Here is a 26148-nt window from a genome sequence, read left to right on the forward strand (position 1 = left end):
CACAGCCCGACTGTATCCATCGGGAGTTGTCGATGAGCTACCAGACGATCCTCTACGGCTGCGAGGGCCCGATCGCGACGGTCACTCTCAATCGCCCCGCCGCGCTCAACACCATCGTCGCGCCGATGCCCGACGAGGTTGAGCATGCCGTCGAGACCGCCGTGCGCGACGAGTCCGTGAAGGTGATCATCCTGCGCGGCGCCGGCCGCGCGTTCTGCGCCGGCTACGACTTCGGCGGCGGCTTCCGTTACGGCGCAAGGCTGCTCACCGACGGGCGGCGGGATCCCGGCAAGGACATGATGCACACCACCGCGCACGCCACGTCGCCGCACCAGAAGTTCATGATTCTCCGGACTAACGGGCTGGCCGGAGATCTACTTCACCGGAGTTCGGGCGGCCAGGTCGGTGATCTCTAGCGCTAGGCGGAGGGCGAGGCTCTGCTGTGGTGTGCGCCAGAGGTCGCCAAACAGGTCGGTGATGGAGTCCAGCCGCTGGTACAGAGTGTTGACGTGGATGTGCAGGTCGTGGGCGGTGCGCTGCATGTGCTGGTTGTGGCGCAAGAAGGCTGCCATCGTTTCGCGGAGCTCGGCTGCGCGACGGGCCGGAAGCGTGGCGAGGGGACGCAGGGTCTCTTCGGCTTGCAGCAGTGCGTCGGCGTCACCGGCGGCGGCCAGCAAGAGGGTTAGCGGGCCGAGCGCTGAACTGTCGGCAACCGTTTGCCGCATGCGGAGCTTCAACAATCCGTTGGCGGTACGACGGGCCTCACGCACGGCGTTACGGAGCTCGCCGATCCGGCCAGGCACTTCGGCGGATACTCCGGCGGCGAACGTCGCGCACCCCAGCGAGGTCCGGAGAGCCCGTACGGTGCGTTCGAGGTCGGCCGCCGGGCAGATGACGACCAGGTCGTCGCCGTCGGGGAAGGACGTACCCGCGGGCAGGGCCGAGGCCACGCGTGCGGGGGCCAGCACCGGTCGGCCGCCGGTATCGGCCCGGTCGGGCCGCAGGGCGCAGTACAGGACGACGTAGGTGCGGTTCGGCCGTACGCCGGGAAGCCTGCCTGGGTCGGGCGCGTCGTCGGGTCCGGCGAGCGCGGCGCGCAGCCAGGCGCCCCGATCGCGCCAGACTTCGTTCTCGGCCGCCGCCTGTGCGGCGAGGATGAGCGCGAGCACCGGCGCGGCGCGGCGCAGCAATGCCTCGTCCTCAGCGGAGATCGGCTCACCACGGGCGAGCATCAGGGTGCCGAAGTGCTGGCCGCCGGCCGCCACCGGCAGGCGGTAGCAAAACAAACCGGCTTCGGCCGCGCCGTCGCGGATCTGCACGTCAGGATCATCGGATTGCGGGGCCGTGAGCACGGCGGCGAGTTCGGTGTCGGTGAGAACCCGCGGACCTGACCGCTGCGGCGGACCTCCCGAGGCGGGAACGAACGCAACATCGCGCTGCTCGGCGCTGAGGGCTGTGAGGATCTGCTGCACGCCGCCACCTTCGCCGACGATGTCGATCACGTCGGCGGTCCACCGCGCCTCGTCGGACAGCAGCCGGTCGCGCCGGCTGAGCTCCTGGTTGAGCTGGGTCAGTCGCTCGATGCGGTCGGCGTGCTGCTCGAGCAGCGCGGCCGTTTCCACGCAGCTCGCAGCATGGTCGGCGATGACTACGCCCATCTCGACATCCGTCGGCGAGAACTCGGTTGCTGTCCGGTGCGCGACGCAGAGCACTCCACCCAGACGGGCGCGCAGAACCAGCGGGATGGCGAGCACACTGACCATGCCCTCTGCGCGAGCGATCTCGTCGGCTTCTCCGTGGGTGAACAGTGTGCTCGAGGCGTAGTCCAGCACCTGCATCGGCTGACCTGTGCGGACGACTTCGGCGGCCAGGCCGGTGCGAGGCGCGAACGACATACCGACCAGTTCGGTCAGCGCGACTCCGGCGCAATGCCGGATCGTGAACCGGACTTCGCGGTCGCCGGTGGCGATGAAGGCGAGGTCTGCGGACAGCAGGCGCCGCGCCTCCACCACCAGACGGTCCATGATCAGCTCAGGTGCGCGCACGCCGGTGATCGCATGCGTCACTCCCCGGACCTCGAGCTGACGAGCGACCCGCGTCTGCAACGCGGTGAGCCGGCTCGCTATCCGCCGGGCCGACTCCCGCAACTCGGCACCGGACAGTTCGACGGTTCCGCGCTCGGATAGGGGCAGCGCATCGATGAACTCGTCGACGCGCGCCACCGGGTCGGCACCCAGCAGCGCTGCTTCCCACCCGGCGATGGAAAACCCGGACATGGAGAAAGCATACATATTGTTATGAATTGCCATGCCTTTCGTCCATGTCCGTCGGCGCCGTTGCCGCTTAGCCTCGGGGATGAGCCACCGGAGAGGCCAGGGGCCGCGAGGCGCTCGGCTGATCCCTCGGATCGCTGGGCCGATGAACCGACGCTCCCAGGACAGGAGACCAGTTATGCCCTCGCAGCAATACGGCGACTATCAGTTCGAAATCTACTTCGACGGCCTCGAAGGCCGGGTTCCCAAGTACCCGGTCGATTTCCCATTACTCGAGCGCAAGGCGGGTGAGGTGCTGCCATGGTGGGTGCACTCCTATGTGGCGGGCGGCTGCGGCGATGAGGGCACCCAGCGCGCAAACGTCAGCGCGTTCTCCCGCTACGGGATCGTTCCGCGCATGCTCAACGGCGCTTATGAGCGGGATTTGTCGGTGTCGCTGTTCGGCATGACGTTGCCGACCCCGTTGTTCATGGCTCCGGTCGGTGTCATCGGCCTGTGCTCGCAGGACTTCCACGGTGACATCCAGGTGGCCAAGGCGTCCGCAGTGACCGGCGTGCCCATGGTGGCCTCCACGCTCACCCAGGACCGCATGGAAGACGTGGCCGCGCACGCGGGCGACACCCCGGGGCTGTTTCAGCTGTACACGCCCAACGACCGTGAGCTGGCCGAAAGCTTCGTGTACCGGGCGGAACGCGCCGGTTACCGGGCCATCGTCGTCACTCTGGACACCTGGACCACCGGGTGGCGCCCCAGGGACCTGAACACCGGTAACTTCCCGCAGTTGCGTGGTTACGTTCTGCAGAACTACTTCACCGACAAGGTTTTCCGCAAGCGGCTCAAGGAGTCCCCGCAGGACGACCTCAAGGCGGCCACCCTGGAGTGGATCAAGGTGTGGGGCAACTCGCTGCAGTGGGCCGACCTGACCTGGCTGCGCTCGCTCACGAAGTTACCGATCCTGCTTAAGGGACTCTGCCATCCCGACGACGTCCGCCGCGCCAAGGACTACGGCATCGACGCCATCTACTGCTCTAATCACGGCGGACGCCAGGCGAACGGGGGGCTGCCTGCCCTCGACGCGCTGCCCGCCGTCGTGGAAGCCGCCGACGGCATGCCGGTGCTGTTCGATTCAGGCGTGCGCAGTGGTTCGGACGTCGCCAAAGCGCTGGCCATGGGAGCCACCGCCGTCGGCGTCGGCCGTCCCTACATCTACGCGCTGGCAGTCGGCGGCACCGACGGCGTCGTTTCTCAGCTGCGGTCCCTGCTGGCCGAGCTCGACCTGCTGATGGCAATCGACGGCTTCCCCACCGTCGCGGACCTGCGCGCAGCCGGGGTCCAGCGCCTGTAGGGGCGACCCCACACGCGGTCGGGCAATACCCGCTCGCGTGACAGCCCCCGGAATCGCTGATCACCCGCGGCCGCAGGCGATCAGTTGTGGCTGTACAGCCGCGAAGCACGGCAACCACAGGTGACAAGCGCAGGAGAAGCAAAACATGCATGACATCCAAAACCGCCGGAATGGCCATTCCCGGCTCGGCGACTGCGAGGACGACCGCGACAGGCCCGGGGAGCTCGCCAGCCAGAAGCAAGGGCTGCGGCGGGTGGCGACAATGGTGGCGCGAGGCGCGCAGCCATTGGAGGTATTCGCCGCGGTGGCTGACGAGATGGCAGGCTGGCTGCATTTGGCAAACGTTATTGTGAGCCGAATCGACGACGACGGCACGGCTGTCTACCTGGCCCGGGGGCGCTTCGAAGCCGGGCTAAGCTACCCGGCCGTCGGCCAGCGACTGTCACTGGAGGGTGACAGCCTCAGCGCACGGGTGGCGGGTACTCGTCGGCCCGCGCGCATGGACAGCTACGACTACTCGCCTGGCTCGATTGCTGAGGCGGTTCGCCAGGCGCGGATTCATAGCGCGGCCGGAGCGCCGATAATCGTGGACGGCCGCGTTTGGGGTGTCGCAGCGTTGGTGTCCACGGGGCCGGAGCCGCTGCCGGCGGGCATCGAGGAACGCATCGCCGACTTCGCCGACCTTGCCGCCACCGCGATCGCCGCCGCCACCACCCGCGCTGAATTAATCGCCTTACAGGCACGGATCGTGGCCGCCGCGGACGACGCCCGTCGCCGCATCGAACGTGACCTACACGACGGTGCGCAACAACGTCTGGTCGCGCTCGGATTGAAGGTGCGCAGCGTGCTGGACCACCCGCAGGCCGAAGTCGACGACCTCAAGGCGGAGCTGTCCGAGGTTGCGTCCGGTTTGACGGCCGTGTTAGCAGAGCTGCAAGAAATCTCACGCGGGATTCATCCGGCCATCCTGTCGAGCGGCGGCCTCGGGGCTGCACTCAAGGCACTGGCGCGCCGCTCCGCGGTCCCTGTGACCGTTGATGTCGCGATCGAGGCAGAATTGCCCGATTCGGTCGAGGTAGCCGCCTACTTTGTGACCGCCGAGGCGCTCGCTAACGCCGCTAAACATGCCCAAGCTTGCGAAGTTACGGTGTGCGCGCGAACCGCTGACGAAAACCTGTATTTGTCTATTCGCGACGACGGGATCGGTGGAGCTGACCCAGGTAAAGGCTCCGGGATCATTGGGCTTAAAGACCGCATAGACGCCCTCGGCGGCAAGATCACTGTCAACAGTCCCGCGAAAAGCGGGACGGCGATCGACGTCACTATCCCTCCCCCCAAATCGACAACCACGTCCGCGCCACGACTAGCCATACTGCCAGCCACTACGCAATACTCAACTGCCACATAAGAACTGTCCGCAGAACCGGCTCAGGCTCCTTCCCGCTCCCACCTATGGATTCCAGATCGTGTGTGCAATGGCGGCAATGCCGAGGTTGCTGGCGCTGCCTATCAAAGGGCCACCCCGCGGGTCCGTCCACTCGTGGTCGATCTACAGCCCGAAGTGCCCGTACGGGTCGGGTACTTCGGGCGGTTCAAGATGCCCATACTGCTTAAACAGGTCCCGAAGGAGTTCGCCAGCCGGCCCGGCGACAGTTTCATCATGATCTGTCGCGAGTTGTTCGAGCTGCTCCCGGGCAGTGATCCAGACGACCACCGGATCAACGCGGTGGGCGATACCACCGAGGGCGTGGACGCCTGATGAGCGGTCGGTGGCGTCCCGGCTGCGGGTGAGGTCGAGCAGGATCTCCATCGCGGAACGGCGGGTTAGCGCCAACTGTTTAGCGGCGGCGATCGCCGGGGAGTAGACATACCAGTCTTCGGTCGATGGCTTCGCCAGTTTTGCAACGAGGTCGAGGGGCACACTGCCGGGATCAACTGATGCCCTTTGCCAAAGGATCACGGCGGCGCACATTCGGTGCTGCACCACCCGTGACTCGACGAGCTGCTCGATCCAGTCCGGTTCGACGAGTGCGGCATCGATACGGGCGCACGCTTCGAGGAAGCCGCTGACAATATGGATCTCGCGACCATCGCCAGGAACGGCCAACAGGTGGTTGAAGATGTCGCGGGAAACCCGACGCTGATCCTGTTTGGTGATCGTGCCGAACAACCTGCGCAGCCTCGCTTCGGTCGCATCATGCTCTCCGAGATCAACGCCGGCGAGCAATGTGTCGAGGGCCCCATCGGGCAGGGGCTCGCGCGGGGCTGGTGTCGGAGCGCGGGTGGGAACGACGCCCCACGCGTCCAATTGCCGCATGATGACTTCAACTGCCGCATCGGGATCTTCGGGATCGAGCCGCTCATATAGCGGATTGATGTTGCTGGGGAGTTTGACGGTGTCTTGCTTCATCACGAGCATGACATCTTTCAGGCCGGCGATCCTTCGCGCCCGGCCTATCTCATCCAGAATGTTCCCGGCCGTGCCGGTCGGGCCCATCCGGTTGTCGTGCGTTGCTAGGGCGACGAAGGCATCGGACGCCTCGAGATAGCCATCGACGTTAGCCTCGGGATCGAAGGCTCCCCTGAGCATTGGTTCATCCGTCAGGATCACAGCGCGATAGCCGAGTTCGTTAAGGCGGTCCCGAATGGGCCTCGCCAGCCTGTCGGCGTAGGAATCCATACAGCTCAAGAAGACCACTTGTTTGCCGTCGAGCACGATGCCAGCGTTCAGAGTGCATGGCTGCTCCAGTTCTCGCGATGTCCCGGTTTGAGTGCCCGCGCACCGGTCGGACCAACCCTCGATCGCGTCACGCCTCGTGACCGGGGTCGAGATCGCGGACGTCGGAGAACGTCACCAGCCGGTCGAAACGCTGTGGTGCGCTGCCGTCGACGGGTTCCAGCAGGAACCCGACATGGTCGCCGACGTCGATGCGGGTGATCACCGTCCCGACGAACCAGCCGACGGCGCTGGCCAGTATTGGCATGCCGTGCGGGCCGGGGTGCCACGCACACTTGGCGAACTTGTTGACCTCGTCGCCGGTCTCGCTGCCGAACAGCCTGGCCAGCTCGCGGTGCGTGCGGGCCAGCAGATGTACCGCCAAGTGGTCGCTGCGCTGCGCCACCCGGAAGGTGTGGTTGCGCTTCGACAGGCCAACCAGGAATCGCGGCGGGCGGATGCTGACCTGGCTGGTGAACCCGACCAGGCATCCGGCGGATTCTCCGTCGGCGCTGGTCGTGACCACGAACATCGGATAATCGAGCAGCCCCGCCAGCCGCTCGAACGCCAGCTCGCCGACCACGGTCGTGTCCTTCGGCATAACCCGATCGTCGCTGTTCACGGAGTGTTCAGGCAACGGTCGTGGCGCTGTCGTTGACCGCACAGGTGTGGCGGTTGTTCTCAACTCATGCGCGTCGTACAGGTCGCCAACTTTTATGGACCCCGCTCGGGCGGCCTCCGTACCGCGGTCGACCGGCTCGGCGCGGAGTACTGCGCGGCCGGCCACGAGGTGTTCCTGATCGTGCCCGGTCCACGGGCGGCTCGAAGCAGGCTCAGGACCGGGGTGGTCCGAATCTGCGTTCCGGCCAGGCGAATTCCGTTCACAGGCGGCTATCGGGCCGTGATGCCGGGACCGGTGACGGCAGTGTTGGAGGCGCTCGTCCCGGATGCGCTTGAGGTGTCAGACCGGCTCACGCTGCGGTCGCTTGGCAGGTGGGGCCGCGAACGCGGCGTGACGACGGTCATGATCTCCCACGAGCGACTCGATCGTCTTGCCGGACAACTACTTCCCCGACGTGGGGCGCAGAGGTTCGCGGACTTCGCGAACCGGCGCACGGCCAGCGACTACGACACCGTCGTCTGCACGACGCGCTTCGCGCGCGAAGAATTCGACCGGATCGCCGCGGCCAACACATTGACCGTCCCGCTCGGCGTGGACCTGGAGACGTTTCATCCGCGCCGGCACTCGGCGGCGATACGTCAGCAGTGGGCGGCGGCAAACCAAGTGCTGCTGGTGCACTGCGGCCGGCTGTCCGTCGAGAAGCGCGCCGACCGCAGCATCGATGCGGTCGCCGCGCTGTGCGACGCGGGCGTTGATGTGCGGCTCGTCGTCGCCGGCGAAGGCCCGATGCGCGACCGGCTGGAGCGGCAAGCCGCCCAGCTGCCCGTTAAATTCGCCGGGTTCATCAACAATCGGCGCACCGTGGCCGGCCTGCTGGCCTCCGCGGACGTCGCCCTGGCACCGGGCCCCCACGAAACGTTCGGGCTCGCGGCGCTGGAGGCACTGGCGTGCGGGACACCCGCGGTCGTGTCGCGAACCTCGGCGCTGACCGAGATCATCACCACCGACAGCGGCGCATGGGCCGACAACGACCCCGCCGCGATAGCCCGTGCGGTCCGTGGGATCGTCGAGCGGCCGGAGCGGGAACGCCGCAGCGGCGCCCGCCGCCGCGCAGAGCAGTTCACCTGGCCGCGGACCGCGACGACGATGCTGACCGCGTTGAGCCGATCATCCGACGATCAACTGCCTGATTCGCAAGACACCGCATAATCCGCTGAGCGCGACCCCGCCGCTGCACAATGGCACCCATGTCGGTCAGCGCCCCAGCCACGGAAACCACCACAGCCGCGCCCGGAATTGCTCAGCTCGAGGCCAGCGGGATCGACGCGGTGATCGGCACGGTCGTCAACCCGGCCGGGCTCATCCACGCGAAGACCGTGCCGCTGCGCCGGTCCACCGCATTCGCCGATGCGGGTCTCGGCGCCAGCCCCGTCTGGCACGGCTTCACGATCGACCAGACCGGCATCGCGTTCACCGAGGGCATCGGCGTGGTAGGTGATCAGCGGGTGCGCATCGACATGACGGCACTGCGCACTGTCGGTGACGGATTGGCTTGGGCGCCGGGCCAGTTCTTCGAACAGGACGGCACACCGGTGCAGGCCTGCAGCCGTGGCACATTGCAGCGCATCGAGACGCGGCTGGCCTCGGTCGACCTCGACGCCCGGGTAGGTCACGAGCTCGAATTCGTGCTCGTCGGGGCCGACGGCGGTCGGTTGCCATCGGCGCTGTGGGCGCAATATGGGCTGGCCGGCGTGCTCGAACACGAGGGCTTCGTGCGCGACGTCACCATGGCGGCCGCCGCGTCCGGGGTCGGCATCGAGCAGTTCCACCCCGAGTACGGGCCGAACCAGTTCGAGATTTCGCTTGCGCCGCTCTCGCCGGTTGCCGCAGCCGACCAGCTCGTGCTGGCCAGGATCATCATCGGCCGGGTCGCCCGGCGCTACGGCATGCGGGCCAGCTTCTCACCGGTCCCGTTCGCGGGGAGCGTGGGATCGGGTGCTCACCAACACTTTTCACTTACCAGGGCTGGCAGATCGTTGTTCTCGGACGGGCCGGGTGTGCGCGGGATGACCGGGGACGGCGAATGCGCGGTCGGCGGCGTGCTCAGCGGGCTTGCCGACGCGCAGGGCATCCTATGCGGGTCGATCCTGTCGGGCCAGCGCATGCAGCCGGGTTTCTGGGCGGGCGCTTACGTGTGCTGGGGCACCGAGAACCGGGAGGCCGCGGTCAGGTTCCTGTTGGGCGGTCCGGCCAATCCGCGCGGCGCCAACGTCGAAGTCAAGGTCATCGATCCGTCGGCGAATCCGTATTTCGCATCGGCGGCGATTCTCGGACTAGCCCTCGACGGGATCGAGCGGCGCGCGCCGTTGCCACCGGAAACCACCGTCGATCCCGCCAACCAATCCGACCAGGAGCGTGGCCGGGCCGGAACCGTGTTGTTGTCGACCAGCCAGGCCGACGCCATTGCCGCGCTCGACGGCTCGCAGCGACTGCGCGGCATCCTCGGTGATGCGCCCGTTGACGTTGTCGTCGCGGTGCGCCGCTATGAGCACGACAATTACGGCGAGTTGCCGCCGGCCGAACTCGCCGAGAAGTTCCGCATGTCGTGGAGCGTGTGACGGTGGCCGCCGGGCTGGCGAAGCACATCGCAGAGGTCCGGCTGATCGATCACCACATGCACGGCTGCTGGGTCACGTCCGGCGACCGGGCGCGGTTCGAAAACGCGCTCAATGAGGCCAACACCGAACCAGTCGCCGACTTCGATTCGCCATTCGACACGCAGTTGGGCTTCGCGGTCCGCGCGCATTGCGCACCGCTGCTGGATTTGCCCCGGCACGCCGACCCGTCGGCATATTGGCAGCGCCGCAGCGGATTCGACGAGCAGGAGTTGGCGCGGTTGTTCCTGCCGGCCGCAGGCGTGTCCGACTGGCTGGTGGACACCGGATGGTCGGCAGGGGTGGCCGATGTGGACGCGGTGGCCAAGTACTCCGGCGGCCGTGCCCACGAGGTGATACGGCTCGAGCAGGTCGCCGAACAGGCCGCACAGGCGCCCGGCGACTATGCCCAAGCGTTCCAGGAGATTCTGCACCGCAGAGCGGCCACCGCGGTCGCGACGAAATCGATCCTGGCCTACCGCGGCGGATTCGACGCCGACCTGTCCGAGCCCACCCCGCGCGAGGTCGCCGATGCCGCCGCCCGCTGGCGCGACCGCGGCGGTGTGCGGCTGACCGACCGGGTTTTGCTGCGGTTCGGGCTGCACCAGGGTCTGCGACTCGGCAAGCCACTGCAGTTCCACGTTGGGCTCGGCGACCGCGACTGCGACCTGCACAACACCAATCCGCTGTATCTCCTTGACTTCCTCCGTCATTCCGGCGACACACCGATCCTTCTGCTGCACTGCTATCCATACGAACGAGAGGCGGGCTATCTCGCGCAGGCGTTCAACAACGTCCATCTGGACGGCGGCCTTGCGGTCAACTACCTCGGCGCGAGGGCGGCCGCGTTCATCGGCCGTCTTCTTGAGCTGGCGCCATTTCGCAAAATTCTGTACTCCTCTGACGCTTTCGGGCCGGCGGAGCTGCATTTCCTCGGTGCGACACTGTGGCGCAATGGGATTCGTGATGTGCTGCAACAGTTCATCGACGCCGACGAATGGCGGGAGAACGACGCGATCCGCCTGGTCGATTTGCTTGCACACCAAAACGCCGAACGGGTCTACCGCCTGGAGCCGTCGTGATACACACGACGTTCACGTTCAGGTTTGCGGTGTTGCTCACCCTTAGCAACGGCTTTCTGGACGCCCACACCTACCTCGCACGCGGCGGCGTGTTCGCCAACCTGCAGACAGCGAACGTGATTTTCTTCGCCATCCACCTTTTCGAGAGGAATTGGGCCCAATCCCTGTCGCGGCTGTGGCCGATCCTCGCATTCATCGCCGGGGTCGCCCTGGCGTCGCACATCAAGTCGGGCCGCGTCCACAAGGTGCTGCCACATCCGCTGCGATGGACGATGGCCATGCAGGCGGTGGTGCTCGCCGGATTCGGGTTTCTGTCCGCGTCGCTGCCGCAGAGTTATGTCACGGTGCCGATCTCATTTCTGGCCGGCATGCAGATCGGTCTGTTCCGAAACATTGGCGACCTCGCCTACCTGCCCGTCGCGACCACCGGCAATCTGATGCGCATGGTCGAAGCCGGCTACGACGGTTTCGTCGAGAAGGTGGCCAGCTCACGACGAGCCTGCGCGATCTATGCCGGGGTGATCGGCGCCTTCGCCGGCGGGGCGGTCGCGGGCGCGTCCGCGACACGCGCCTGGGGGGTGCACGCGATCTGGCTCCCCGCCGGCTTTCTCGCCGTCACGCTCATCCTGTTCGTCATCGACGAGCGAGAGGGCCGAGAAACGGGGAAGACCACATAGCGCTCGTGGCCTGATTAAACCGACTCGAAATCGGGTATGGCATATCAATCCTACTTCAGAGTAAGTTGACGTTCGGCATGGTCATGTAAAGCCCAGGGGACGGGAGGCTTGACGGTGACTTCTCAAATCGTGGCGGCGACGTCGCAAGCCGGCGGCGCGGCGCTGGACCAGGTGATCGGGCTAACGGCCGTAGCCCTCGTGATCGGCGCGGTGTTGATCTGGATCGGCTATCTGCACCGCACACGCAAGATCACCTGGGTGAACACGGTCGCGGAACGATTCGCCACTAAGTTGCCAGTGGTGCCCATCGGCGCGCGCGGCAAGCGACCACCTTGGGTCGCGCTGCCGGTCAGCATCTTCACCGCGACGCTGATCTGCGCGTTATTCGGTTTCATCTGGGATGTGAGCCTTCACATCGGCAAGGGGCGCGATCCCGGGCCGCTGGCCAACCCGGCGCACTACTTCATCATCGTTGGTCTGTTCCTCTTGTTCGTCGCCGGCATGGCCGCGGTGGTAATTCCCTACGAGAAACCGGGTCCGGCGGCCGTACGGATCACCCGCACCTGGTACGCGCCGGTGGGCGGGCTACTGATTGCCGGCTGCGGAATGTATGCGCTGATCGGTTTCCCGCTCGACGACATGTGGCATCGCATCTTCGGCCAGGATGTCACGCTGTGGGGTCCGACGCACCTGATGATGATCGGCGGCGCCGGCTTTTCGACGCTTGCGATGTTGTATCTCGAGTACGAGGGGCGGCGGTTGCGGGGCCCGGAAACCCCACCGGACGGTTTGGGCCTGAAGTCGATGCGGTACTTGGGATTCGGCGGCCTGGTCATCGGCCTGTCGGTGTTCCAGATCGAATTCGACTTCGGTGTGCCGCAATACCGCCTGGTTTTCCAGCCGATGCTGATTGCGGCCGCGGGCTCGTTCGCGCTCGTGGCAGCCCGTATCAACATGGGCCGGGGCGGCGCCATACTCGCGGTGCTGTTCGACATTTTGTTGCGCGGTCTGGTGGCCCTGACCGTCGGGCCGATACTCGGCGCGCCGATCAACTGGTTCCCGCTCTATCTCGGCCCCGCCATCGTGATCGAGCTGCTCGCGCTGACCCCACTGTTCAAGCGCCCCGTGCTATTTGGGCTCATCGGCGGTTTGGGTGTCAGCACCGTGGGCCTCTGGCTGGAGTCGTTATGGGTCGGCGCCGTCTACCACTATCGGTGGCCCACCAGCATGTGGCCCGAAGCGTTGGCGATGGCCGTCCCGGTGGCCGTGCTCACTGGCGCCTGCGGCGCGCTCGCCGGTATTGTGCTGACCGGCCAACGGCTGCCGCGGCGGCCAGTCAGCATCGGCCTGGTCGTGTTGATGGTGCTGGTGATCGGTGGGGCGACCGCGAACGGATTACGGTATACGGTTCCCGAAAACGCCAATGCGGCAATCAACTTGACCGATCTTCCCAGCGACACTGGCAAGCGAATGGTGTCCGCCGATGTGCGGATCAATCCACCGAACTTGGTAAGCGACAACCCCGAGTGGATGTCGATTCTCGCCTGGCAGGGCGGATTGGCCAACGACCGGGGGCTGGTGATTGACAACCTGGACCGGGTTGGCCCCGGGCATTACCGCTCGACGCGACCGCTCCCGGTCTACGGGAACTGGAAGACGTTGCTGCGTGTGCAAGACCGCCGGACGCTGGCCGCGGCAGCGATCTACCTCGCCCCAGACCCGGCCATCGGCATTCCCGAGACGCCGGCGCAGTCATCGATGACCCGGCCCTTCGTGCACGAGATCACCATCCTGCAGAGGGAGCGCAGTCCCGACACCCCGGCCATGCTGTGGACCGGCGGATGCCTGGTCGTGTTGGTCTGCACCTTGATCCTCGTCGCCGCGCTGGCGTGGGGCGGCGGGCGGATAAACAACACTGAAGCCCCGACGGGAGCCAAGGCCGAGACGCGGCCCAAAGTGCAGGCGTGATGGACCCATCGCACGTCGAGATCGTTGCCCACCACGGCTTGTTGCTGGCGATACCGGCGTTCCTGCCGGCCATCGCGGTGGTCGCGGTGGTGATCTACGTCGCGGTGCGGGACAGGCGCACCGCCGACACGGCCGACACCTCGCACCACAACGACGACAGGCAATGATGAAACGGTTCTTGGTTGCCCTGCTGGCGATTCTGGCACTCGCCGGCTGCGGTGGCTCCAAGAGCACCGGCGGTGGGACCGCGACGTCGGCGCCGCGGACCACTTCGGGGCAGGCCCCCAATTCGGGGCAGGCCGGCCTCGTCGTCGACGTCACGATCAACAACGGCAACGTGACACCCACCAACGCCAAATTGCAGGCCAAAGTGCACCAACCCATCGAATTTCGGGTCAGCAGTGACGCCGCCGACGAATTGCACGTGCATTCCGTGCCCGATCACATGTTCCCCATCGAGGCAAAACTCGGCCAGACTTTCCAGTTCAGCGTCGACGTTCCGGGCCAGGTGGATGTTGAACTGCACCATCTGGACAAGACGGTTGCCACCATCAGCGTTCAACCGTGACATGTGAGCCCCCCGTGGCCGTGCTCGCGCACGGCTTAGGTGGCTCCACTGATCTACCGGTCCCGTTCGAGTACGCCGTAATCGGCGCGGCCTGGGCACTGACGTTCACGTTCGCCTTAGTTGCGTTCGCGTGGCGCAAGCCCCGGTTTGACCCGGCCAAACCCGGTCGCGCCCTGCCGGTTTGGCTCACCCGGGCGGTCGACGCACCGGTCACTCGTTGGGGTGCCGCGGTGCTTTCGCTGTTGTTCACCGCGTGGGTGCTGATCGCCGGGTTGCTCGGACCCCAGGACGCCCGCAACCCGCTTCCGGGCGTGTTCTACGTGCTGCTGTGGGTGGGACTGGTGGCCGTTTCGCTGGCCATCGGACCGGTGTGGCGGATCGTCTCGCCGATGCGCACCCTGTACCGTGTCGTCGTTCCGCGGCGGTTCGGACCGCGGCGGGACTATCCGCCGCGATGGGGCTACTTTCCGGCGGCGTTCGGTTTGTTCGCCTTCGTTTGGCTGGAGCTGGCCAGCCCAGATCCCGGCTCGCTCGCGGCGGTAAAGCGCTGGCTGCTCTGCTATTTCGTGGTGATGGCGGCCGGCGCGTCGGTCTGGGGTGCTCGGTGGTTCGCCCGCGCGGACCCGTTCGAGGTGTACAGCGTCGCGGTGTCGCGGCTGTCGCCCTTTTGGCGCAACCGCGAAACGGGCCGCATCGTGATCGGCAATCCCTTCGACCACCTGCCGTCACTGCCGGTTCGGCCCGGAGTCGTCGCGGTGCTCGCGGTGCTGCTGGGTTCCACGGCGTTCGACAGCTTTTCCAGCCGACCCGGCTGGCGCAACTTCGTCGACGGCCTCGCGCGCCATGCTCCGCTGGTATCCAGCCAAGTGGCGGCGACGGTTGTCCGCACCGCGGGCTTGCTGGTGTTCGTTGTTGTTGTCGGCGTGACATTTTCGTTGGCGGCGCGGGCGACCGGCGGCGTCGATGCCGATCAACGCCGGGCACTGCCCGGGCAGATGGCGCACTCGCTGATCCCGATCGTGGTGGGCTACATCTTCGCCCACTATCTGTCGTTCCTGGTGGAGCGGGGCCAACAAACCATCATCCTGTTGGCCGACCCGCTCGGGCGCGGCTGGAACCTGCTTGGCCTCGGCCGCGCCGAAGTGTCCTACATCCTCTCGTCGCACCCGTCGGTGCTGGCGACGATCAAGGTGGCCTGCGTGGTGGCCGGCCACATCGCCGCCGTGATCGCCGCGCACGATCGGGCCCTTCGCCTGTTGCCGCAAGGACACCAAATCACCGGACAATTAGCGATGATGCTGACCATGGTTGGCTACACCTTCACCGGGCTGTACCTACTCTTCGGGGGCTGAGGTGAGCTGGTCCGTGCTTGCGGTGGCGGCCTCGGCCGTCGCGGTGGTCGAAGCGATAGCGCTCATCACGTTGTGGGTGCTCCTTGTTCGCGACCGACGCGAGTTGGGCCTATTGCGGCGCCGGGTCGACACCCGCCAACTGCTGCTCAGCGGCGGTCGAGAAGCGGTCAAGACGGTGTGGCAAACTGCAAACCTGGTGCGCAAAGAGGGATTCGGCGCCGCGATGCGCGGCTCGATCGAAGAACTGGCGGACTGGGCCGAGGTGGAACGGCCGGACTTGGCCCGTCTCGCGCCCGACGGCAACGTCGCGATCATGTTCTCCGACATCGAAGACTCCACCGCGTTGAACGAGGAACTTGGCGATCGGGCCTGGGTCCGGCTGCTCAGCCGGCACGACAAGCTCGTCCACAAGTTGGTCGACGAGCACGCGGGCCACGTCGTCAAGAGCCAAGGCGATGGATACATGGTCGCATTCTCGCGCCCGAAAGATGCGGTGGCCTGCGGCGTCGATCTGCAGCGCAGGCTCAGCAACGACAGTGGACGACCACGTCGGCCCGGCATTCGTGTCCGGATCGGGATTCACGTGGGCAAGTCGGTCCGCCGCGGTGACGACCTGTTCGGCCGCAACGTCGCGATGGCGGCGCGGGTCGCCGCGAGCGCCGACGGCGGCGAGGTGCTGGTGAGCCAGCCCGTCCACGACGCGATCGCCGACGCACCGCAGCTGCAGTTCGGTGACCCGCGCGACGTGGAACTGAAGGGGTTTCGGGGTACGCAGCGCGTATACCCCGTCGCTCTCGCGGAAGGCAGCGCATGACCTCCTCAGCCAACCGGGCCCCGGCCGTGCTGTTCGACATCGACGGCACCCTGGTCGACTCGAACTATCTGCACGTGCACACCTGGTTTCGCGCGTTTTCCGAGGTCGGGATACCGGTCGAGGCGTGGCGAATCCACCGGTCGATCGGAATGGACGGTTCCACCCTCGTCAAGTCGCTGTCCGGTAACGCCGACGATGAAACCCGGCAACAAGCGAAGAACCTGCATTCGCGTTACTACCAGCAGACAGCCTCGCTGCTTCGCCGTCTGCCTGGGGCGCGGGAGGTGCTTCAGGCGATCGTCGACCGCGGCCTGCAGGTGGTGCTGGCGACCTCGGCGCCCGAGGACGAGTTGTCGATGCTGCGAGCGGTGCTCGGCAGTGACGAGCTGGTGTCCGAGGTCACCTCGGCCGAGGACGTCGACACCGCCAAGCCAAAGCCGGACATCATCGAAGTCGCCCTCGACCGAGCCGGCGTGACGGCCGAACGCGCCGTCTATGTGGGCGACACCGTCTGGGACGCCGAGGCGTGCACACGCGCCGGGGTTCCCAGCATCGGCGTACTCACCGGCGGCGTTTCCCGCGCCGAACTCGAAAAAGCCGGAGCGAGCATGGTTTTTGAAGATGTCGGTCAGGTAGCCGAAAACCTCGCAACCACGCCCATCGCGGCGCTGTCCTAGGTGCAGGGCGTCAGAAAATCGCCTTCTGCACTCCGCTCGGGCCGTCATACTCGCGGTCCGGCATCTTCTGCAGCGCATCCAGCACGTCTTCACTTGCGCCGTTCTGTTTGGCGCGCGAGAGCAGTCTGAACCTCGATGGGACTGGGCATTCCATCACTCCTTGTCTGTTCGGGCAGCGCAGAGATACTCAATCCGTGCCCGCGAAATCCGTTCAGGCACAACAATGATCGGTGACCGCTATAGCTACGACTTCACGTTGGGCCGCCGCGGCATTTCACGGCCATGGGCGCAAATTTGCTGCTTGCCCGCCGGGAAGTAGCCGCCGAGGACGTAGGGGTCGATCGATCCGACGACCAACCGGGCACGCGAGCCCGCGGGCCGTGGGGTTGTGCGGGGTCACGGGCTTACGTTTCAGATGGTGGTACCTGCGGGAACCCAGGACTTCATCCACTAGAAGGAGTCCGGCATGACTACTAGCACTGTCATATGGATTGTGATCGCGGTCGTTGCGGCGATCGTGCTGATCGCGGTCATTGCGTTCGCGGCCCGCAAAACGAGTAACCGCCGTCGCCGGGTCGAAGCCGAGCGGATACGCGGCGAAGCGAATCAAGAGATGGAGAGAATCTCCAAGCGAGAGGCATTTGCCGAAGAGACGGCCGCCAAGGCCCGCGCCGCGCAGGCCGAAGCCGATGCTAAGGCGGCCGAAGCCTCGAGGCTGCACGAGCGTGTCGCCGCTCACCGCGACGACGTATCGAGTGCGCGTAGCGGCGTGCAGGAGCGGTTATCGCGCGCGGAGAGTATCGATCCCGCGTCGCGGAGGCGCGAGGCACAGCGCGGCGAGCACGATCAGGCAGATGGTGATCAGGCAATATCGAGGCAGCGGGAAGACGTTCCTCCGAATGCCGTTGGTCGGGAAAGCGGCGACAACCGATAGCTGAACCACCGCGGGTCGTAGTTCTACACTGGTGTTCCACGGCACGCACACCCGCCGACGCACGGGCTGCTAGCGCGGGCTTAGGGTTTATGTGAGAACCCAGTTCATGTTCTTCGCGAACTTCATCGCGTCGTCGGACATCGTGTCGAGTATTTTGCAGCGCTGGACGTACTCCTGCACCATCGCCATGAAGTTCAATGGGTTGTAGGCGTCCTCCTCGTAGCTCCACAGTCCATCGCCGGCGTACTTCAGCACGGTGATCGTGGGGCGCTGGTGGATGCTGCCGTCACCGGGGTCGCGCATGCGGTTGAGGACTTCGCAAAAGACCCAACCGCGCTCGTCATCGATGGCGTGCCAGGAGGTGGGGAACAACGGCATCTCCGAACCGGGGAACGTGTTCATCGTCGAGACGATCCACTCGCGGATATTTTCCCGGCCACGCATTGTCCCGTACACGTGCTCGACGTAGGTCGCGTCCTCGGTGAACTCGTCTGCGAATCGCGACCAGTCCCAGGTTTTCCCTATCTCGTCGACGACCTGCTCGTGTTGCCGGAAGGCCGATTCGATTTCGTCGCGTGACCACTGGCCCATCACCACTCCATTCGCCCACTGGCGCTTGCTGTTGAGCAGACGCAAAGTTACCCAAAATCGGCGGTTCTGCGGGGCCTTTGCGGCCGCTCGTGCGTAGTGCCCGGCCAAAACGGGCGTGCACTGAACCCGCCGGCGAATCGCTGCGTACTTAAGAATGTGTGCCTGGATCACGCACCGGTGTAGCTTGAGCAAAGGAGGTACCGCGATGAGATTCCTCTTTTCCAGATTCACTGGATTGCTGCTTCTTGGCCTCCTCGCCGCCGCCCTGGTCTTCGGCCTGACCCGTCCGCCCGCCGCGGTCGCCGACGACCGTCTGCAATTCACCGGCACCACACTGAGCGGTGCGCCATTCAACGGAGCGAGCTTGCAAGGGAAGCCGGCGGTGCTGTGGTTTTGGGCCCCCTGGTGCCCGTTTTGCAATATGGAAGCCCCCGGCGTGAGTCAGGTAGCCGCCGCCAACCCGAGGGTCACCTTTGTGGGTATCGCGGCGCGCTCGGACGTCGGGCAGATGCAGGCCTTCGTTGACAAGTACCACCTGAACTTCACCAATCTCAACGATGCTGACGGCTCGATCTGGGCCCGCTTTAACGTGCCGTGGCAGCCGGCGTACGTGTTTTACCGCGCCGACGGCTCGTCAACGTTCGTCAACAACCCGGTCGCGGCGATGCCCCAGCAGGAGCTGTCCGACCGCGTGACAGCGCTACGCGCGTAGCCGCGCCCCGCGACGTGCACCAAGACCTGCTGGGCTTGGCCTTCGGCGCTGGGTTGGTAGCGGCACTTAATCCCTGTGGGTTCGCGATGCTGCCGGCATACCTCACCCTGGTGGTGCGCGGCCAGGACGGCAACCAGGTCAGCGCGCTGACCCGTGCGCTCGCGGCCACCGCCGCGATGGCCGTCGGCTTCGTGATGGTGTTCGGGATTTTCGGATTGATGACGGTGTCGGTGGCGGCGGCCATTCAGCCGTACCTGCCGTTTGCCACGGTGTTGATCGGAATTGCGCTTGTTGCGCTTGGCAGCTGGCTGCTCTTAGGCCGCGAACTGACGATGCTCGTCCCAAACCCGTTGGCGCGCAGTGGTCGCTGGGCCCCAACTGCGCGTATCGAGTCGATGTTCGGTTACGGGGTTAGCTATGCGTTGGCGTCGCTATCTTGCACGATCGGCCCCTTCCTCGCCGTGACCGGAGCGAGCATTACGCATGGCTCCGTCGTCGAACGGCTGTCGATCTACTTGGCCTACGCCGCGGGCCTATCGCTGATCGTCGGCGTCCTTGCCATCGCCGCGGCGCTCGCCAGCTCGGCGGTCATCGATCGGATGCGGCGAACCCTGCCATATATCAGCCGGATCAGCGGTGCGCTGCTGATCGTGGTCGGCTTGTACGTCGGCTACTACGGGCTGTACGAGATTCGCCTGTTCCACGCCAACGGCAACCCCAACGATCCGCTGATTGCGGCCGTCGGCTGGCTGCAAGGCACGGTCGCGGGCTGGGTGCACCAGCACGGCGCGTGGCCCTGGGTTCTTGCGCTGGCGCTGCTGGTGGCCGTCGCACTCGCGTGGGCGTGGCGTTTGCGGGCGCGCGATTGATCGGGCCGGCCCGTTTGTCGGCTCGTCGCTGGCCTTGAATCGACCGTGGATAAGGGCTAGCGTTTCGGCGATATGCCAACTTGGAGGGTTGCCATGAATCTAGCGAGGTGCGGTGGCTGAGCGGGATGACGGCGAAGCTCCCGTCATCGTCGGCATGGCCGATGCGGCCATGCACATGTTCACCGCCGCCATTGATGCACTGCCGGACCCAGGCGACCCGGAATTCTCCGGGCGCGCCGGCGTGATTCTCTCCGGTCTGCGCAAACTGCAGGATTCGCTGACCCACGCGGCCGCGCGGAGCAGATCGACGCCCGCGGTCATCGTCGCGTTGAGCGGAGTGCGGCTGTGCTATGACGACCTGATGGCCCGTGCCGCGAGTTCACCCGGTGCCACGTTGGGGCAGCGGCTCTACACGGCGCGGCGCCGGGCGAAACTGTCGGCGGAGGAGACGGCAAACGGCGGCGGGCTCAGAGCGGACCTTCTCGACGAGGTCGAGGCGGAAGAGACGCCGACCGAGGACGAGGCGGCCAGGATCAAGGACTTGATCGCCGCGCTCGGTGGCTGATCGCCCGAGCTAGCCGTCGCGTCCAGCGCGACGTTGATTTACGACGCCCCGGATGTCTTGCCGGGCGTTGCCGCCCTCTGGGCAGCACCGGACAGTTTGTCGGCCGCGCCACCGAATGCTGAACTGACGCCGCCGACGACCTGCTTCACCGGGTTGGAGCCTGTGGATGAAGCCGCGCCGGCCGGGTTCGTGCCCGGCACTACCTTGTTGCCGCCGGCCATGTTCACCGTATTGAGCGGCAGAGTCGACGTCGGCAGCGACGAGGTCGCCAGGTTGTTCGTGACGATGCCGGTCGTCTTGGTGATCTCGCCGATCGGCTTCGTCACGAAGTTGGTCGGCGACGACAGATCCTGTTGGGCCGTCGTCACGCCGCCCTGCAAGCCCTTCTGCACGGAGCCGGGCAGCCCGTTCACCGTCGCCGTGGTTTCTGTCGCAGAAGGGAACAGGCCGACCGGTCTTGTCGCGGTGGGATCGTTAGGGATCGGTTGGTTGTCCTTGTATCCGGCGTTGACGAGCACCGTCGCAGTCGGCTCGATGGCATTGGCCACGATGTCCCCGCCCGGTAGCATCCGCAACGGCCGCACCAGCGGCAATCCATCGGACTGGAACGTCACATAGGTGATGTTGCCCTTCACCGGAACAGTCGTATAGGAGCCATCTGGTGCCACGATGTAGTGGTTGTGCTGGCCAGGCCCCGCAGTTTGCGCCTCGGTGATCGCGTCGTCCGGCATCGGGGCGGTCGACTGCGCGCCGTAGCCGTAGGCGTAGGCCATCAGACTGTTCGCATCGGCGAGGACGTTTATCGGGTAGGTGGGTGCGTCGGAGTTGATGTTGTACTCGTATCCGGCATCGACTACCGGCACGTCAAGGTTGTTCGGCGTCGGCGCCGCGGAGGTCAAAAACAGCGGCGCGAACATCCAATACGTCGTCCAGAAACCCCCGCCGGCGCGGTTGGTGTTGTTGTCGAGGATGACCAGCTTCACGCTTTTCCGGGTCGGGTCGTTCTGCATCATCGCCAGCGCCGTGCTGGTCTGACCCGCACCCCATCCGGAGGACAGGATGACATTGCTTTGGTTGCTGTTCTGGTGAACAGCATCGACGATGCCTTGCGGACCCAGGAAAAACGGGACGATCTGCTGCTGGCCATACCCCTCGTTCGTCCAGTCCGTCTTGTAATAGGTCGTACCCGCGAAGATCTGGGACGTCGAATTGGCGGGCGTGATAACCGCCGTCAGCTCAACGGCCGCGGTGACCGTGGTCGTCGTGCCGGTCATCAGTGCGGTGGACAGGCTGGTGGCACTGACGGCCGCCGCCGTCACGCCCGGAACCGAACGCCGCCACCCAGTAGACCGACGACGAGCCGGTTTGCGGTGCTTACCCGCCATACGAGCCTCTCCCCAATGTGTCAAATCGTGGACGTTGGGCCGCGCACGACCCGTTGGCTTCCCCCGTTGCGCACCGCCCCGACAATCCGACACGCGCGAGAGCTCACAGACCGGCAAAGGCTAACATGCAGCTTCTTGGCGGCAAAGCCTTTGGGAGACCGTGATGGTGAACATCAATAGTCGCTCCGAGGCGGGCATCAGCAACGCACCCCAAGAGACGACGTCAGGCCGGAAAGGGCGCGCGCCTAGAGCCGTTTCCGGCGCTGAATGCCCTTCGCCTCGTCGGTCTCGTCGAGGAGAAGACCGTACCCGTTCCTGCGAAGGCTGAACCTCAGCGATTGGCCGGCGGTGTTGCTCACGAGCCATTCACGGAGGGCGGCCTTCTGCTGCGCGACCGGCGCGTCGTTTGCGCCGAGAGCCCGAAGCAGCGCCGGCACTGTCGTCAACTTGTCGGAACCAACCGGTTGCTGCGATGTGTCGTCAGAAGACTTGCCCATGATTGATCTTGATGTTTGTTCGCGTGGTCCATCCATAGCCTATCCGCTTGAACGCCGCCGAATGCACCGCCCAGCGGGCCACTTAAGTTGTCACCGAATTTAGCTAGTCACCGCCACTTCGCGCGTATGCTCACGGGCAGGGTCGGGATGACGCGGGTGGGAAATGATGACCGTCATCAAAAGGATCCAAGTCAAGTGGACGCGCCGGTTCTTGGCCGCCGCAGCAGCAGCCTTCCTACTGTCGGGCCTTATCGGGGTGATCGGGCACGCGCCAACTGCCCACGCAGCCGAGACTGTGATGGTGCCGTCGCCGTCGATGGGCCGCGACATTCCGGTCCAGTTCCAGGGCGGTGGACCCAAAGCCGTCTATCTGCTCGACGGCCTGCGAGCGCGAGACGATCGCAACGGTTGGGACATCGAGACGGGGGCGTTCGGCTGGTACAACGGCTCGGGCCTTTCGGTGGTGATGCCGGTCGGCGGCATGTCGAGCTTCTACACCGACTGGTACCAGCCGGCCGTGGGCAACGGGCAAACCTACACCTACAAGTGGGAAACGTTCCTGACCTCTGAGCTCCCCGGGTGGCTGTCGGCCAACCGGGGCGTCAGTCCAACGGGCAACGCGGTGGTCGGGGTGTCGATGTCCGGCGGTTCCGCGCTGATCTTGGCGGCCTACCACCCCGGCCAATTCATCTACGCCGGCTCGCTGTCGGGTTTTCTGAACCCCTCGGAGGGCTTCTGGCCGGCGCTGATCGGCCTGGCAATGAATGACGCGGGCGGGTTCAACGCCACCGCGATGTGGGGCCCGCCCAGCGACCCGGCGTGGCGGCGCAACGACCCCATGCTGCAGATCGGCAGGCTGGTCGCCAACAACACCCGCATCTGGCTGTATTGCGGCAACGGCAACCCGTCGGACCTCGACGCCGGCCTGGGCAGCAATTTGATCCCCGCGCAGTTCCTCGAGGGCCTGACGCTGCGCACCAACAGGACGTTCCAGCAGAACTACCTCACCGCCGGCGGCCGCAACGGCGTTTTCAACTTCCCGCCCAACGGCACGCACAGCTGGGGCTATTGGGGTGGCCAGCTGCAGGCGATGAAGCCGGATCTGCAGCGGGTGCTCGGTGCGGCGTCCAGTCGTTAGCTGGCCGTTGTTTCGTACGTCACAGTTGCGGGCAGCCATAAGGACACCGTTGAGCCAGACGACTGACAAGGACGGGCATTGTGACCGCTGAACAACAAGACACCGAACAGCAAAACGCCGAGCAACAAGACAGCGACCAGCAAGACGACCGGCCCCGGAGCAAGAAGCCCGAGATCAAGGACGAGCATCGGGAAGAGGCCAAGGAAATGGCCAAGGCGTACACGGAGGAGCGCCCGACGGTCGCAATGCCCGACACCGGCGGGACGGTTTCCGGCACCGCCGTCTCCGAGTGGGTCGAAGAGGACGAGCGCAACCGGCAAGTAGAACAGATGGCCGGCGAAAACGACGTCGAGGAGTCTTAGACCCGGCAGTACGAATGCGTGGCGTACGACAACGCCTGCCGGTAGAGGACGTCGAGCCGGCGCCCGTCGGCGACGGCGCTCTTTGCGCCATCCAGTTCGCCCCCGCAACGGGGAGAGGTCAGCACATCCCCGTGCAGCGCGATCTGACCGACCATTCGGTGATCGAGCGCATCGATGGTGTCGCGCGACGCCGCCAGCCCCGGCGGGGCAGTCGGCGCCCCGGCGGGGTCCAGTTTCCATTGCGCGAATCGGCTGTATTCGATCGCGTCGGTCGCGTTGATCTGATCGCCGAAGACCTGCCGGACGTAGCCGGCATCGATGCCATGGGCGGTCGCGTCGGTGGTCACCGCGTCGAGCACCTGCTGGACCCTCGGTGGGTCCTCAATGGGCGAATCACCTCGCCACTTGTAGGCGGCAACCGGCTCGGCGGTCTGCAACCGCTGCGCCGCGGCGTCCACCAACTCGAACAATGCACCCTGGTCGTCCGCCCGTGCCTGCGGCGCCGCAGTGACCAGCGCGGCGACGATCCCCGCAACGCCGCATACCGCGGGACGGCGATTACCCGCTCGTGATGTGATGGCTCGCCGCCGTCTCCGCCGAGGCATGCCGCGACCGCGTCCGCTGATCGGCTGCCTCCTGCTCGGCGGGGGTGAGGACGATCGCGTCGGGCCCCGGATACACCGTCGCGACATGCCCGCTGGCGAGCCAGCGCACCACATATGGCGGCGAGCCGTCCGTCGAGCGCACCTCGGTAATTTCGCCGCACTGATCGGACTGATCGACTGTCGTCCCCTTGATCATCAAGAAGTCGCCTACCTTGGCCTTCATCCTCGCTCCTTATTCCGTTGCGACAGTTGCGATGATGCGCCTTCAGCAGGGGAGATGCCACCGTTCCGCACAACAAAGTCGCGGCGTGCGCCCGCCTACCCCTCCGGCGCCTGCCTATGGCTGGGGTGCGGGTTGCTGGGGTGCGGGCACGGTTATCGGTATCGGCACCGGCACGAACGGGATCGTCAGCAGCGTGGTCGACGATGACACCGTGGTGGTCGGGCTGGTGGTCGTTGTTGTGGTCGTTGTGGTCGTTGTCGTTGTGGTCGTCGTCGGGGTTGTGGTGGTTGTGGTGGTGGTCGTCGGTGCGGTCGACCGCGTTGTTGTCGCGGTGATAATCGGCGGCTGCGTGACGGTGATCGTCGACGGCGGCTCAGCCGATGGCGGCGCGGGAGGCGGCGGCGTCTCGATGACGGTGACCGTGCTGGGCGGGGGCGGGGCGACGGGCGAAACGAATTGCGGGCTGGGGCTCGCCGGCGGCGCCGGCACCGGGGCCGAGCGCGACGGCCGGCTGGGAACGTCTTCGGTCGTGCCGGTGAGCGTGTAAGCCAGGCCGCCGACGGCGACCATCGCCAATACGCCGGCAAGGCCGAGAATCAGCTGCGGGCGATACCAGTGCCTCGACTCTTTGGGCGGCAGCTGCATCGGCGGCACATACTGCACCGGTGGCCGGGCGCTGGTGATGTCGGCGTCAAAGTCGTCGACCGCATACGCGACCGGTTCGTCGCCGGCGGTGTCGTCCTCCGACCACGCCAATGCGCGAAACGTCGCCGACCCCACGCCTTCGGTCGGCACCCCGCCGGCAACTCTCGCACCGCCCATGCCGAGTCCCGCGCCCAGCGCCAGAGCGACGCCAGTCGGTGCATCCGCATCCGGACCGCGCGCAGCCAGTAGCGCGGCGCCGGCGGCCGTGTTGAGCTCCGGCCGCGGCGTGGTGACCAACGGCACCGCAAAGTGTTCCGAAAATCGTTGGCTGATCAGCGGAATACTCGCGCCGCCGCCGACGGTCGCCACCGCGGCCAGAGCTTTCGGCCCGGACTTGTTGGCATCCAGCAGCTCTTGGAGCGTGACGATGACGCCCTGCAGCGGACGCTCGATCAGGCTCTCGAGTTCTGCTCGGGTGAAATAGATTTCGGAACGGTATCCCGGAAGCTCAACCACCATTTGGGTGACCGTCTGCTCGGACAACCGTTCCTTGGCCAGCCGGCACTCCTCCCTGAGCCGACTCAGCGACGACACCGACGCGGTGCCCGCGGGATCGACCACGCCCGAACGCGCAACGCCTTCCAACACGTGGCTAAGCAACGCGTGATCGAGATCGTCACCGGAGAAGTCGGTGTAGCGGGTCGTTTCGTCGAGGTGGTCGAAGTTGGACCCCGCGTCAACGAGCGTGATGCTCGTGCCGCTGCCGCCGAAATCGACGAGTGCCACCACACCACTCGTCGGCAACCCCGGATCGACGGCCAAGGCCGTCAATGCCGCGACGGCATCCGACACCAGCGGAGCTGTCACGCCGTTG

28 protein-coding genes and 1 pseudogene are annotated in these 26148 nt (G+C 66.0%); 19 read left to right on the forward strand and 10 right to left on the reverse strand.

Annotated features, from left to right (window positions below):
- Positions 1 to 32: 32 nt before the first annotated feature.
- A pseudogene (locus tag VE759_RS08110) lies at positions 33 to 350 on the forward strand (enoyl-CoA hydratase-related protein); the annotation flags it as partial.
- 24 nt (positions 351 to 374) lie between these two features.
- On the opposite strand, the gene VE759_RS08115 reads toward VE759_RS08110, so the two are convergent.
- Positions 375 to 2276, reverse strand: coding sequence for a helix-turn-helix domain-containing protein (locus tag VE759_RS08115; RefSeq protein WP_324930082.1), 1902 nt, complete (start codon positions 2274 to 2276; stop codon positions 375 to 377).
- Positions 2277 to 2451: 175 nt separating this feature from the next.
- Here VE759_RS08115 and VE759_RS08120 point away from each other — a divergent pair, with 175 nt between their 5' ends.
- Positions 2452 to 3618, forward strand: coding sequence for an alpha-hydroxy-acid oxidizing protein (locus VE759_RS08120; protein WP_324930085.1), 1167 nt, complete (start codon positions 2452 to 2454; stop codon positions 3616 to 3618).
- Between the two features lie 262 nt (positions 3619 to 3880).
- Positions 3881 to 5026, forward strand: a complete 1146-nt coding sequence (locus tag VE759_RS08125) for a GAF domain-containing sensor histidine kinase (RefSeq protein WP_324930160.1) — start codon at positions 3881 to 3883, stop codon at positions 5024 to 5026.
- Positions 5027 to 5167: 141 nt separating this feature from the next.
- Here VE759_RS08125 and VE759_RS08130 read toward each other — a convergent pair whose 3' ends face one another.
- Together VE759_RS08130 and VE759_RS08135 are read right to left on the reverse strand one after the other, a co-directional pair.
- Positions 5168 to 6334: a hypothetical protein gene (locus tag VE759_RS08130; protein ID WP_324930088.1), complete on the reverse strand. Its 1167-nt coding sequence runs from the start codon at positions 6332 to 6334 to the stop codon at positions 5168 to 5170.
- A 91-nt stretch (positions 6335 to 6425) separates the two neighbouring features.
- The gene (locus VE759_RS08135) at positions 6426 to 6935 is read right to left on the reverse strand and encodes a flavin reductase family protein (RefSeq protein ID WP_324930091.1); all 510 of its coding nucleotides are present in this window, start codon (positions 6933 to 6935) and stop codon (positions 6426 to 6428) included.
- Between the two features lie 87 nt (positions 6936 to 7022).
- Between VE759_RS08135 and VE759_RS08140 the strand changes: the two genes are divergently transcribed.
- From VE759_RS08140 to VE759_RS08185, 10 genes are all read left to right on the forward strand, one after another.
- Entirely contained in the window at positions 7023 to 8165 is a 1143-nt protein-coding gene (locus VE759_RS08140; protein WP_324930094.1) for a glycosyltransferase, read from the forward strand.
- 38 nt (positions 8166 to 8203) lie between these two features.
- Complete coding sequence (locus VE759_RS08145) at positions 8204 to 9574, forward strand: glutamine synthetase family protein (protein ID WP_324930097.1); 1371 nt, start codon at positions 8204 to 8206, stop codon at positions 9572 to 9574.
- A gap of 56 nt (positions 9575 to 9630) precedes the next feature.
- Complete coding sequence (locus VE759_RS08150) at positions 9631 to 10692, forward strand: amidohydrolase family protein (RefSeq protein WP_414687861.1); 1062 nt, start codon at positions 9631 to 9633, stop codon at positions 10690 to 10692.
- 29 nt (positions 10693 to 10721) lie between these two features.
- The gene (locus tag VE759_RS08155; protein ID WP_324930100.1) at positions 10722 to 11369 is read left to right on the forward strand and encodes a YoaK family protein; all 648 of its coding nucleotides are present in this window, start codon (positions 10722 to 10724) and stop codon (positions 11367 to 11369) included.
- Between the two features lie 114 nt (positions 11370 to 11483).
- Positions 11484 to 13337, forward strand: a complete 1854-nt coding sequence (locus VE759_RS08160; protein ID WP_324930103.1) for a hypothetical protein — start codon at positions 11484 to 11486, stop codon at positions 13335 to 13337.
- Positions 13334 to 13504, forward strand: coding sequence for a hypothetical protein (locus VE759_RS08165; protein WP_324930171.1), 171 nt, complete (start codon positions 13334 to 13336; stop codon positions 13502 to 13504). Before VE759_RS08160 ends, VE759_RS08165 begins: the two co-directional genes overlap by 4 nt.
- Positions 13501 to 13905: a lipoprotein gene (locus tag VE759_RS08170; protein WP_324930106.1), complete on the forward strand. Its 405-nt coding sequence runs from the start codon at positions 13501 to 13503 to the stop codon at positions 13903 to 13905. The genes VE759_RS08165 and VE759_RS08170 overlap by 4 nt, the downstream gene beginning before the upstream one ends.
- Positions 13902 to 15257, forward strand: a complete 1356-nt coding sequence (locus VE759_RS08175) for a hypothetical protein (RefSeq protein ID WP_324930110.1) — start codon at positions 13902 to 13904, stop codon at positions 15255 to 15257. The genes VE759_RS08170 and VE759_RS08175 overlap by 4 nt, the downstream gene beginning before the upstream one ends.
- A 1-nt stretch (position 15258) precedes the next feature.
- Entirely contained in the window at positions 15259 to 16071 is an 813-nt protein-coding gene (locus VE759_RS08180) for an adenylate/guanylate cyclase domain-containing protein (RefSeq protein WP_324930113.1), read from the forward strand.
- The gene (locus VE759_RS08185; RefSeq protein WP_324930116.1) at positions 16068 to 16748 is read left to right on the forward strand and encodes an HAD family hydrolase; all 681 of its coding nucleotides are present in this window, start codon (positions 16068 to 16070) and stop codon (positions 16746 to 16748) included. Before VE759_RS08180 ends, VE759_RS08185 begins: the two co-directional genes overlap by 4 nt.
- A gap of 10 nt (positions 16749 to 16758) precedes the next feature.
- Here VE759_RS08185 and VE759_RS08190 read toward each other — a convergent pair whose 3' ends face one another.
- Complete coding sequence (locus VE759_RS08190) at positions 16759 to 16902, reverse strand: DUF2795 domain-containing protein (protein ID WP_324930118.1); 144 nt, start codon at positions 16900 to 16902, stop codon at positions 16759 to 16761.
- 339 nt (positions 16903 to 17241) lie between these two features.
- On the opposite strand from VE759_RS08190, the gene VE759_RS08195 reads away from it, so the two are divergent.
- A complete protein-coding gene (locus tag VE759_RS08195) occupies positions 17242 to 17682 on the forward strand; it encodes a hypothetical protein (RefSeq protein ID WP_324930121.1) in 441 nt (146 codons plus the stop codon).
- 87 nt (positions 17683 to 17769) lie between these two features.
- Here the strand turns inward: VE759_RS08195 and VE759_RS08200 are convergent, their stop codons facing one another.
- Positions 17770 to 18273, reverse strand: a complete 504-nt coding sequence (locus VE759_RS08200) for a nuclear transport factor 2 family protein (protein ID WP_324930124.1) — start codon at positions 18271 to 18273, stop codon at positions 17770 to 17772.
- A gap of 205 nt (positions 18274 to 18478) precedes the next feature.
- Between VE759_RS08200 and VE759_RS08205 the strand changes: the two genes are divergently transcribed.
- The 3 genes from VE759_RS08205 to VE759_RS08215 all read left to right on the forward strand — a co-directional run bounded on the left by VE759_RS08205 (position 18479) and on the right by VE759_RS08215 (position 20419).
- The gene (locus VE759_RS08205; protein WP_324930127.1) at positions 18479 to 18985 is read left to right on the forward strand and encodes a protein disulfide oxidoreductase; all 507 of its coding nucleotides are present in this window, start codon (positions 18479 to 18481) and stop codon (positions 18983 to 18985) included.
- A gap of 14 nt (positions 18986 to 18999) precedes the next feature.
- Entirely contained in the window at positions 19000 to 19854 is an 855-nt protein-coding gene (locus VE759_RS08210) for a cytochrome c biogenesis CcdA family protein (protein WP_324930130.1), read from the forward strand.
- 154 nt (positions 19855 to 20008) lie between these two features.
- On the forward strand, positions 20009 to 20419 hold the full coding sequence (locus VE759_RS08215) for a hypothetical protein (RefSeq protein WP_324930168.1): 411 nt from the start codon (positions 20009 to 20011) through the stop codon (positions 20417 to 20419).
- 38 nt (positions 20420 to 20457) lie between these two features.
- Here VE759_RS08215 and VE759_RS08220 read toward each other — a convergent pair whose 3' ends face one another.
- Together VE759_RS08220 and VE759_RS08225 are read right to left on the reverse strand one after the other, a co-directional pair.
- Positions 20458 to 21738, reverse strand: coding sequence for a PE-PPE domain-containing protein (locus tag VE759_RS08220; protein WP_324930133.1), 1281 nt, complete (start codon positions 21736 to 21738; stop codon positions 20458 to 20460).
- Positions 21739 to 22049: 311 nt separating this feature from the next.
- Complete coding sequence (locus tag VE759_RS08225; protein ID WP_324930135.1) at positions 22050 to 22301, reverse strand: hypothetical protein; 252 nt, start codon at positions 22299 to 22301, stop codon at positions 22050 to 22052.
- A gap of 166 nt (positions 22302 to 22467) precedes the next feature.
- Here VE759_RS08225 and VE759_RS08230 point away from each other — a divergent pair, with 166 nt between their 5' ends.
- A complete protein-coding gene (locus tag VE759_RS08230) occupies positions 22468 to 23439 on the forward strand; it encodes an alpha/beta hydrolase family protein (RefSeq protein WP_324930138.1) in 972 nt (323 codons plus the stop codon).
- Between the two features lie 80 nt (positions 23440 to 23519).
- On the forward strand, positions 23520 to 23801 hold the full coding sequence (locus tag VE759_RS08235; RefSeq protein ID WP_324930142.1) for a hypothetical protein: 282 nt from the start codon (positions 23520 to 23522) through the stop codon (positions 23799 to 23801).
- Here VE759_RS08235 and VE759_RS08240 read toward each other — a convergent pair.
- The 3 genes from VE759_RS08240 to VE759_RS08250 form a co-directional block, all read right to left on the reverse strand.
- Positions 23798 to 24328 carry a chorismate mutase gene (locus tag VE759_RS08240; protein ID WP_414687862.1) on the reverse strand — a complete coding sequence of 177 codons (531 nt, stop codon included), beginning with the start codon at positions 24326 to 24328 and terminating at the stop codon, positions 23798 to 23800. The genes VE759_RS08235 and VE759_RS08240 overlap by 4 nt on opposite strands.
- Before the next feature lie 31 nt (positions 24329 to 24359).
- A complete protein-coding gene (locus VE759_RS08245) occupies positions 24360 to 24629 on the reverse strand; it encodes a DUF1918 domain-containing protein (protein ID WP_324930148.1) in 270 nt (89 codons plus the stop codon).
- Positions 24630 to 24743: 114 nt separating this feature from the next.
- On the reverse strand, positions 24744 to 26148 hold a 1405-nt coding region (locus VE759_RS08250), incomplete at its 5' end, for an Hsp70 family protein (protein ID WP_324930151.1).

The organism is Mycobacterium sp. (assembly GCF_035640695.1).
Taxonomy (GTDB): Bacteria; Actinomycetota; Actinomycetes; order Mycobacteriales; family Mycobacteriaceae; genus Mycobacterium.